Source organism: Pedobacter sp. 01N416, from assembly GCF_056399685.1.
Genome location: NZ_JBFTRT010000208.1, coordinates 1 through 10,368, shown reverse-complemented (window position 1 = coordinate 10,368; position 10,368 = coordinate 1). Strand labels below are relative to the sequence as shown.

7 protein-coding genes and 1 pseudogene are annotated in these 10,368 nt (G+C 39.6%); 4 read left to right on the top strand and 4 right to left on the bottom strand.

Annotated features, from left to right (window positions below):
• From AC1DND_RS13185 to AC1DND_RS13170, 4 genes and pseudogenes are all read left to right on the top strand, one after another.
• The coding region (locus AC1DND_RS13185; protein ID WP_477582196.1) for a DbpA RNA binding domain-containing protein at nt 1-546 on the top strand (546 nt) is incomplete at its 5' end.
• Nucleotides 547-912: 366 nt separating this feature from the next.
• Nucleotides 913-2,654 (top strand): annotated as a pseudogene (locus tag AC1DND_RS13180) (alpha-L-fucosidase).
• A 69-nt stretch (nt 2,655-2,723) separates the two neighbouring features.
• Nucleotides 2,724-4,310: a bacillithiol biosynthesis cysteine-adding enzyme BshC gene (gene bshC / locus AC1DND_RS13175; protein ID WP_477582195.1), complete on the top strand. Its 1,587-nt coding sequence runs from the start codon at nt 2,724-2,726 to the stop codon at nt 4,308-4,310.
• A gap of 109 nt (nt 4,311-4,419) precedes the next feature.
• Nucleotides 4,420-5,505: an Ldh family oxidoreductase gene (locus AC1DND_RS13170; protein ID WP_477582193.1), complete on the top strand. Its 1,086-nt coding sequence runs from the start codon at nt 4,420-4,422 to the stop codon at nt 5,503-5,505.
• Nucleotides 5,506-5,986: 481 nt separating this feature from the next.
• On the opposite strand, the gene AC1DND_RS13165 is transcribed toward AC1DND_RS13170, so the two are convergent.
• The 4 genes from AC1DND_RS13165 to AC1DND_RS13150 form a co-directional block, all read right to left on the bottom strand.
• The gene (locus tag AC1DND_RS13165) at nt 5,987-8,659 is read right to left on the bottom strand and encodes a glycoside hydrolase family 3 N-terminal domain-containing protein (protein ID WP_477582191.1); all 2,673 of its coding nucleotides are present in this window, start codon (nt 8,657-8,659) and stop codon (nt 5,987-5,989) included.
• 2 nt (nt 8,660-8,661) lie between these two features.
• Nucleotides 8,662-9,186, bottom strand: a complete 525-nt coding sequence (locus tag AC1DND_RS13160; RefSeq protein ID WP_477582198.1) for an alpha-L-fucosidase — start codon at nt 9,184-9,186, stop codon at nt 8,662-8,664.
• Complete coding sequence (locus AC1DND_RS13155; protein WP_477582190.1) at nt 9,168-9,962, bottom strand: alpha-L-fucosidase; 795 nt, start codon at nt 9,960-9,962, stop codon at nt 9,168-9,170. The genes AC1DND_RS13160 and AC1DND_RS13155 overlap by 19 nt, the downstream gene beginning before the upstream one ends.
• 18 nt (nt 9,963-9,980) lie before the next feature.
• The coding region (locus AC1DND_RS13150; RefSeq protein WP_477582188.1) for a vanadium-dependent haloperoxidase at nt 9,981-10,368 on the bottom strand (388 nt) is incomplete at its 5' end.

Genomic DNA, 10,368 nt, shown 5'->3' with positions numbered 1-10,368 from the left:
GGCGAAAGAGGTGCCGGACGTGGACGTGGTAGCGAAGGTTACACCCGTTTGTTCATCAACTTAGGTTCTGTAGATGAGTTTACCCGTGGCGATATGTTATCATTTATCTGTAACAACGGTAAAATTGGTGGCAAAAGCGTTGGTAAAATCGATTTAAAAGGTGTTTTCTCTTTCTTTGAAGTGGAAGACGACGTAGCTGACAAAGTTTTTGAAGGCTTTAAATCTGTTGAGTTTAACGGTCGTCAGGTACGCATCGAGAAAAGCGGAGACGGTGGTCGTGGTGAAGGCGCAGGTGAAAGACGCGGTGGTGGCGAAAGACGTAGCGGTGGCGGTGAACGCAGAAGCGGCGGTGGCGGCGGTTATCGTGGCGGCGGCGACAGAAAATCTGGCGGTGGTAGTGGAAGACGTGAAGGTGGAAACAGCGGTGGCGGTTTCAGAGATTTCTCTGGACGTAGCCGTGACGACAAAGGTGGTAACACTGGAGGTCCACGCAGAGAAGGCGGAAACCGTGAAGGTGGCAGTGGYGAACGCAGAAAAAAATGGTAAATCACTAAACCAAATATTTTACAGCCGTTCTGATTATTCAGAGCGGCTTTTTTTATGGGTAAATTTTGTTGTTTTGAGGATCGTCATTTCGAGCGAAGTGCAACGCAGCCGAGAACCAGGTAGTGCTCAGCGAAACTAAATCTACAGCAGCTCTCTCGCGCGAAAGTTCGGGACTACACTACATCCGATAGCTATCGGATCGAGATGACGATCATTCTATATATATGTGATGTCAGATGTTACCATCTGACTTTTCTTACTAAATCAATCTCCAGTCAGATGGTAACATCTGACTTCACACCCAATTTTTGTTTAAAAACAGCTATAAAACATTATATTTAACGTTTAGATATACTAAACACGATCATGCGTTATTTAAAGTTTTTCATCGTTTTATTTTCACTATTCATCAGCAGTAAACTTTCTGCCCAACAAAAGGTTTCTGATCAAAAAATGCAGTGGTTTGCTGATGCCAAACTGGGTATTTTCATCCATTGGGGTATTTATTCGGTTAATGGTATTTCCGAATCGTGGTCGTTTTTTAACAACTACATCAATCATGATGCTTACATGAAACAGCTTGATGGTTTTACCGCTGCAAAGTACAAACCAGAAGAATGGGTAAACCTGATTAAAGAAAGTGGCGCCAAATATGCCGTAATTACCACAAAACACCATGATGGTATTGCCCTTTGGGATAGTAAAGCTCCCTTAGCCACTACCACACTAAAAAATAGTGCTGCCAAAAAAGATTTAATCACTCCATTTGTGGCCGAACTTAAAAAATCGGGTCTTAAAACAGGGTTATATTTTTCTCTACCTGATTGGAGCTACCCGGATTATGATGGTTTTACCCGCGACAGGAAACGTTATGATTATAAACAGGATACACCACGCTTTAAAAAATTCCAAAATTATTTTCAAGGGCAGTTAAACGAACTTTCGGCCAAATATAATCCTGATCTGGTATGGTTTGATGGCGATTGGGAGCATAGTGGAGAAGAATGGCAGGCCAAAAACATATTGACAAATTTACGCAAGGTAAATCAGAACATCATTATCAACTCTCGGGCTATCAGCCTTATGACAATCATTATAAATCATCAAACATGATCATCCGCACGCTGGTTGATTGTATTAGCATGGGCGGTAACTTATTGCTTGATATTGGACCAAAAGCAGATGGAACCATTGCGTCAGAGCAGGTTAAAATTTTAAAGGATTTAGGCCGCTGGACCCAGAAACACGCAGAGGCCATTTATGGTACACAGGCCGGGATTCCAGATGGGCATATTATCGGTAAAACTACCTTATCCAAAAACAAAGATGTATTGTACCTGTATCTCGATTATAAAACCAAAAACGGGATTTTACTATCAGGTATAAAATCAAAAATAAACAAGATTGAAGTAGTTGGTAGCAAAGCTCAGCCATATACAATTAAGCTAAATGAAACAGATTATCTGCTTAATTTAAAAGATGCCGATTTTGACAGCGATGTAACCGTTCTAAAAGTATCATTAAACGGCCCTATTCAGCTCGATGAAGACAAACAGGAAACCCTTTCGCTCGCAGACTTATATGCTGCGCCCAAACAACGGGGTTTGACCAACTTAAATCTAAACAGGCTGACCATTAACTTAAATGCGGGTACAAATGTATTTCAAAATACCGGTTTACCTGCTGATGGCTTAGACTTTAACCCTGGAATTAAAAGCGCAGATCAAAAGATTAGCAATTGGGTAATTAAAAACGCAGAAGCGCTATACAAAACAACGGGCGGAATTCCGTCTGGACATTACCAAGGCAATACGGCACTTTCTGCAGATAAACAAACCCTTTACTTATTTGTAGAAGGCACGCCAACCGGGCCAATTGCCATTAAAGGTTTAAAAAACAACATCAGCAGGATCAGGATTGTGGGTGAAGGTACCATGCTACCGCACGAAATTTATAACAAACTGTATTGGAGCAAAATACCGGGCATTGTTTACATTCCGGTACCCAAAGATAAACTAGATCCCGAATTAACCGTAATTGCAGTACTTTTAGATAGCCCGATTGATTTGTACCGCGAAAAAGTTGGCGCGATTGAAAGCAACCTCTAATTATTTAACAATTGTAAAATAGTGGCGCGACTTTACGATTATCCTTAAATTGCATTACTTTCGCACATCATGCAGGCAAAATATATCTCATATCAGGAAACCGGATCATTTTCAAAACTGGTTTTAGATTATATTAACGACGAAAATCAGCTTAAAGCTTTTTATAGCTATCGTCCTGATATGGAGGGTTTAGCCAAAGCAATTGAGCATAGAAATTTTTTAGGCAATAGAGAAACTTTAGTTAAGGTTTTACAAGATCAATACCAGCATTTACAGCCCAATAAATCGGTTACCAAAAACATAGAACTTTTAGGTTCAGCGAACACCTTTACGGTTACAACGGGCCACCAATTGAATTTATTTACTGGTCCACTTTATTTTATTTACAAAATTGTAACCACCATTAATTTAGCCATCGAGTTAAAAATGGCACATCCCGATAAAAATTTTGTTCCGGTTTATTGGATGGCAACAGAGGATCACGATTTTGATGAAATTAACCATGTAAGTGTTGATGAAAAGAACATTAGCTGGATACAGCAAACCAACGGCGCCACCGGAAGACTAAGCACCAAAACCGTTGCCGCAGCGGTAACGGCTTATAAAGGATACCTCGGGATCTCTAAAAACGGAAAACGAATTGCCAAATTGGTAGAACAGGCCTATTTGCAACACGATAATTTAGCCGACGCCACCAGGTTTTTGGTGAATAACTTATTCGAGAAATATGGTCTGGTGATTGTAAATGCGGATGATGCACAACTAAAAAAACAATTCGCGAATATCATTACCGAAGATATTATTCAGCATAATAGTGCAAAAAATATCGACGAAAGTTCGAAAAACCTGGAGGATTTAGGCTATAAAACACAGGTGAATGGCCGTGATATTAACTTCTTTTACCTTATCGACAATCTGCGTGAGCGTTTGATCTTCGAAAAAGGAAAATACATTGTAAATCATACAGACATTAGTTTTACGGAAGCGGAACTAAAAGCCGAAATCGAATCACATCCCGAGCGTTTTAGTCCGAATGTGGTAATGCGGCCCATGTACCAGGAAGTGATTTTGCCAAACATTGCTTATATAGGTGGTGGTGCAGAAGTAGCTTACTGGATGCAGTTAAGGGCAAATTTCGACTTTTATAAAGTTGATTTCCCAGTTTTATTGCTTCGTAACTCAGCTTTATTGATTGATAAACGCAGTGCGCAGAATTTATACCACTTAGGTTTTTCTTTAGAAGATATATTTTTACCAGTTGAAGCGTTAAAAAACATTTGGGTAAAGCGAAATACAACTGCCCAATTGAGCTTGGCTGATGAAACCAGGGCCATTAACAGCATTTTCGATCAAATTAAGCTAAATGCCTATAAAATAGATAAAACGCTTTCCGTATCAACAGATACAGCAAAACAGCGGACCAATCATTTATTGGCTAACCTGGAGAAGAAACTATTCCGCGCAGAGAAAAGGAAACATGAAACGGCATTGCTGCAGATTGATAATGTAAAGAAAAGACTTTTCCCGAATGGAGCACTTCAGGAAAGAACCTTAAATATTGCACCCATGTATGTAAATTATGGAGAAGATTTTCTTTCCTCATGCATAGAAAACTTCGAACCACTGGGAGGCGATTTTACTGTTTTATTGCCGTAATTTATTTTTAGATTCGTCATGCTGTCCCGAATATTCGGGATCAGCATCTATCAAGGAAAACCCTGATCCCGATTTAAAATCGAGACAGGATGACGACAAATAGTATACTATGAATTTCATCACTTTTACCGAAACCAACCTTAGAGCTTTTACCTTTAGCGTTTTTAAAAAAATGGGCTGTTCTGATGAGCATGCCGATTTAGCAACCGATGTATTAATCCGTTCAGATTTACGTGGAATCGACTCGCATGGCGTTGCCCGTTTAAGCGGTTATGTACTCCTTTGGGAAAAGAAAAGGATAAATGCTACGCCCGATATTAAAATCGTACATGAAACACCAACTACTGCCACTGTAGATGGCGATGCAGGTTTAGGCTTAGTGGTTGCACCATTTGCCATGAAAGTTGCTATAGAAAAAGCAGAAAAATACGGTAGCGGATGGGTATCGGTTAAAAATTCCAATCACTTCGGTATTGCAGGCTACCATGCTTTAATGGCGGTAGAAAAGGATATGATCGGAATCAGTATGACCAACGCAAGTCCTTTGGTAGCCCCTACTTATGCTAACGAACGTTTATTGGGTACAAACCCCATGTGTTATGCCTTCCCAGCCGGAAAATACCCACCAGTAATTGTAGATATGGCCACAGCAGCGGCAGCAAACGGAAAACTGGAAATTGCCCAAAGAGCAAACAAAAGTATTCCGGATGGTTGGGTCCAGGATAAAAGTGGGGAAAACTCTACCGATCCGAACGAATTAAAAAATGGCGGTTCGCTCCTTCCTTTGGGCAGTGATAAAGATCATGGCAGTCATAAAGGTTATGGGTTAAGTGCTACGGTCGATATTTTATCAGCGGTGTTATCTGGCGCGAATTATGGCCCTTGGGTGCCTCCTTTTGTGGCTTTCTTAGAACCATCGGCCAATCCGGTTGGCGAAGGACTTGGCCACTTTCTGGGCGCTATGCGCGTAGATGGTTTCAGACCAGCTGCAGACTTCAAAAATCATTTAGATAATTGGGTAGAACGCTTTAAAAGTGCAAAAACGATAGATCCTGATAAAAAGGTAATCATCCCTGGCGAACCTGAACATGAATTTGAGCAGGAAAGGAAAATCAGCGGTATTCCGATCATTGATGTTGTGGTAAAGGATCTGAATGAACTTGCAGTGAAATTGGGTATTGAAGAATTAAAATAACTTCATTTAACCGCAAAGGGCGCTGAGAAGAAAGCACTAAGTTCGCAAAGTTGGGTGCAGCAATTCTATTTTTCCTTAAAGATCCTTCGATTACGCTACCAATTACAGGTTTAGAAAATCAGTCGTCATTTCGACTGAAGCCTAGCGAAATGGAGAAATCTTTTAACATACTTCATTCAAAGATTTCTCCACTGCGGTCGAAATGACGATTCTACGGACCTGTCATCACCCCTCCTTTGTTTTTTCTAAAACTAACCTCTCAGGATGACGATCGAATGAAAATTTCATGTTTTCCGTGTTTCCGCAGCAAAAACACTTAGGTGAGTTCATTATTCATTCTACTGCTTCAATAGATCCTGAAATAAATTCAGGAGGACGGATGTAAGAAAACACGGATTAGAATAAAAAAGCCACAGATTTAACCAGAATCTGCGGCAACTATTAATGATATGGTTTATACCTAACCATAGGAGGTCTTTTTTTAAGGCTTAACAGTTAAGTTATCTTTTAAGTAAAGTGATTTACTTGATGATCCGATCATAATTCTATACTGCCCTGGAGTTACTTCCCATACATTATTGATATTGAGTGTTTGCAGCACCTCTTTATCCAGTTTGAATGAAATTACCTTTGTTTCACCAACCTTTAAATGTACCCTCTGAAAAGCCCTCAATGCAAGAACTGGCTGTGCCAATTTGCTCAACAAAGGTCTCATATACAACTGCACCACTTCTTCACCATCATAATTGCCAGTATTTTTAAGCTCGAAGCTTAAGTTAGTGGTTTCATTTTTAGCAATACTTTTACGGTTAAACTTCAAATTGTTATAAGAAAAGTTGGTATAACTTAATCCATATCCAAATGGGAAAAGTGGTTCCCCGCTTAAGTTGTTATAATCATCGCCTCTTCCAGYAGGTTTATGGTTGTAAACCAATGGTAACTGCGATTCATCTATCGGGTAAGTAATTGGAAGTTTACCTGACGGATTTATCTTGCCAAGCAGTACATCTGCAATGGCGCTACCTCCTGCTTCGCCTGGGTACCAAACATTTAAAACTGCGCTTACTTTATTTAACCAAGGCTGCATATTGATCGCACTTCCACCGGTTAATACCACAATAATAGGTTTCCCGGTTTTTACGAGTTCTCCCAGTAGCATTTCTTGATTACCAGGCAGGTTTAACATCGCCCGATCTAAAAACTCTCCTTCTTTTATGCCTGCAACAAATACGATTGCATCGTTGTTTTTTGCAGCAGCCACCGCATCAGTTATTTCGTTTGATTTCCTGATATTATAATCCCAGATCAGTTTGATTTTACCATTGCCTTTAGGTTCAAAAAATTCGATCTTAATTGCATACTCCTTATTTTTCTCAAAATGAAATGGAACGGTTTTCGTATTGAAAGATTTTTTATCCCAATTATCGATAAGTAACTGGTTATCCAGGTATAATCGGTAACCATCATTTCCCTCCAATCCGATATTAACATCAACATTCTGTGGCACCTTAATTTTACCGGCCCACCTTACCGAATAATCATCCAATTGGAGCTGCTCGTCTGGCGGATATAACGTCCAACTGAAATTAACAGCCTTATCATTTACTTCTTTAATTGGGTTTCCTGAAAATTGAAGCCCTTTGTAATAGCTTCCCATTAATCCTGCTTTCTGATTGGCAGAAAGAAACTGACTATCTATCGGAATATAAGATTGCAGATCCCGGCTACTGCCTTTTACATAATTAACCTTAACGTTATTGGATACGGCATTTTTTAAGCCCTCCAATATATTTATTTTATTGTTTCCGGTACCGCTATAGCCACCTAATCTGGCTTCAACAGCATCTTCCCCTACCAGTAAGATCTGCTTTTCACTTTTTAACGGAAGCGTGTTGTTATCATTTTTCAGGAGCACAAAAGATTTTAAAGCGGCTTCTTTGGCTAAATTGTGATTACTTTGATCGCTCAGCATCTTTTCAGCAATACTTTCATCCACGTAAGGATGCTCAAACAGCCCCAGCTCGAATTTAGCTTTCAGCACCCTTGACAATGCATCATCTATTCTCGATTTGGGAATGCTACCATCTAAAAATGCGGGCAGAAAAAGTTTATAATGATTATAATCTACCTGGAAGATTACATCAAGGCCAGCATTAATCGATTGCGCCGTAGCATCTTTATAATCTTTAGCCGTAAAATGTAACACATTGGCACCTCCTACTGCACCTGCATCAGAAATTACGAAACCTTTAAAGCCCCATTCTGTTTTTAGTTTAGTGGTGAGCAGCCATTTATTTGAGGTTGCCGGAGTACCAAAAACGCTGTTATAGGAAGTCATTAATGAACGGATACCTATGTTTTTAACCCCATCTTTAAATGCTGGAAAGTGGATTTCTTCTAAAAAATGTTTATCCATCTCTATCGGGTAGCTATCCCGCCCGCCATCGCCAACATTGGCAATAAAATGTTTTGGGGTAACAATGATATTCTGCCTTTCTATGGCATTCATAAAAGCATGACCTATTACAGTTGTTAGATAAGGGTCTTCCCCATAGGTTTCTTCTACCCTGCCCCATCTTACATCTGTAGCCATATTGATTACAGGTGCCAAAAGATCCCTCAAACCACGTGCCTTTGCCTCATTGGCAATAGCCGTACCAATTTTGGCCACTAAAGTAGTATCGAAACTTGCAGCTAAACCAATTGATTGTGGAAAAGCAGTAGCACCTTGCCTAACCAAACCGTGTAAAGCCTCATCAAATGGAATGATGGGAATGCCCAAACGGGTTTCCTCAACAAAATATTTTTGAATTTTATTTACTTTTTTAGCCAGAGAAAGTCCGTCTTCAGAGGTATTATAGGTTAACATTTGTTGCGCATTACCACTTCCCTGGGCAGCAGCACTAACCTGCAAACCAAAAATACCGTTTTTAAATTGTGTCTTATTTTCAGTTGTAACATCTCCAGGAATCATAAATAACTGCCAGAATTTCTCTTCTGGCGTCATTCTCGAAATGAGGTCTTTTACCCTCAAATCGATATTTAATTTCGGATTTTTATAGGGTAAAGATTGCCCTTTTTTAACTTGAGCAAAAAGGCCACTGCAGAAAAATAATGCAGGCAATAAATATAGGTATCTTCTCGGTTTCGGCATTGTTAATTAATTTCGGGCGTAAAAGAAAAAGTCAGGGCTATTTTCTCCTCTGTTTTAGGAAAATCGAAGTGTACCTTGCCATCTTTCAATGTCCATTTTACCTTTTGGTTGGTACTTAAAATGGTAATGAGACTTCCTTTTTTAGGAATACTTCCTTGCCATGAAATTTCTTTGTTTGGCGTATTGCCGATTAAACTGATGCCGTAAATAGTTTTACCATCTTTACTTTGCGTAAACCAGTTCTGTCCATCATGATAGTTTTTGGTAATCCTTGTTCCGTATATGGCAGCACCATTTTTACTGGTCCACTTACCAATTTCATCCAATCTTGTAATCACATGATCAGGCAGCGTTCCATCAGCTTTAGGCCCAATACCTAAAAGCAAACTTCCACCTTTGGCTACTATTTCTACTAATTTATGAACCACTTCTTCTGCCGATTTATACTGATCGTTGGGTACAAAACCCCAGGCTCCGCCTAACGTCATGCAGCTTTCCCATGGATACTCTAACTGATTTTCAGGAATTTTCTGTTCAGGGGTCTGGTAGTTTTCAAACTGGTTCTATCCACCACAATTAAACCTGGTTGTGCTTTTCTGGCATCAGCTGCAATTTTCGGCATATCAATATCCTGACTCCAATCAGGAATAGGTGCTCCCCAAGAAAGTACTTCTTTATTTACGCTAGCCCGTGGACGAACCCATCCACCATCTAACCATACTGCAGTGGCATATTTATCCCACCAATAGTATTGAGAATGCCAATCGGGTTTAGAAAAATAAGCACCGATCATAAAATTTTCCTTACGGAAAGCATCGAACACATATTTAGCTACATCTTTTTTGGCATTGGTTGAAAAAGGACCTTTTGTAATGCTAAAATCAGATTGTTTGGTATCGAACATAGCAAAGCCATCGTGATGTTTGGTGGTAAACACCAAATATTTCATTCCTGCACTTTTACCTGCTTTGGCCCATTGCTCAGGATTGAATTTTGTTGGGTTAAATTTTTCGTTTAGGTCCCAATACCATTTTTTATAGTCTTCGTATTTAATGGTACTGTCTCTATCAATCCAATCTTCAGAACAGATAGACCAAGATTCGATAATCCCTGGCACAGCGTAAAGCCCCCAGTGGATAATCATTCCAAACTTTTTATCCTGCCAGGTATCGAGTTTTTGCTTAACAGCTGGATCTGTTGGCCACTCGTAATCTGATGATTCTTTTAGTATGTCGTTTCTTTGGGCACTTGAAAACTTAGCCAAAGCAATTAAAACAAGTACTAGGAGGTATTTTATTTTCATTGTTATTCTGTTTTTAACTTAATCTTTTTTCATTATAATTTTTTCGGTCTGATATGCTCCGATATTCCTACCTTGAATCTGACCATTTTCAATGGCCGGTCTGTAATGTATACCACCGTAAAGTCTACTAATAGCGGCTTCGTTAGCCGCTTGATTAAAAGAAGTGAAGCTTCGCACGGGTAATCCGAAATCAGTCTCAGTATTATCCTGAAACTTAAAGTTATCTCCAAATATTTTGGTTAACACATAGGCTGCTGATGTTGAAGCAACACTATGCCCGCTCGGGTATTCGGGAAATGGAGGTGTTTGCAAAATTGGCCGCCAATTTTCATCGATATTGGCATCAATAAATGTTTCTGGGCGAATGTAATTGCTCCTGTATTTCTCATCCCAACAGCTAATAAAG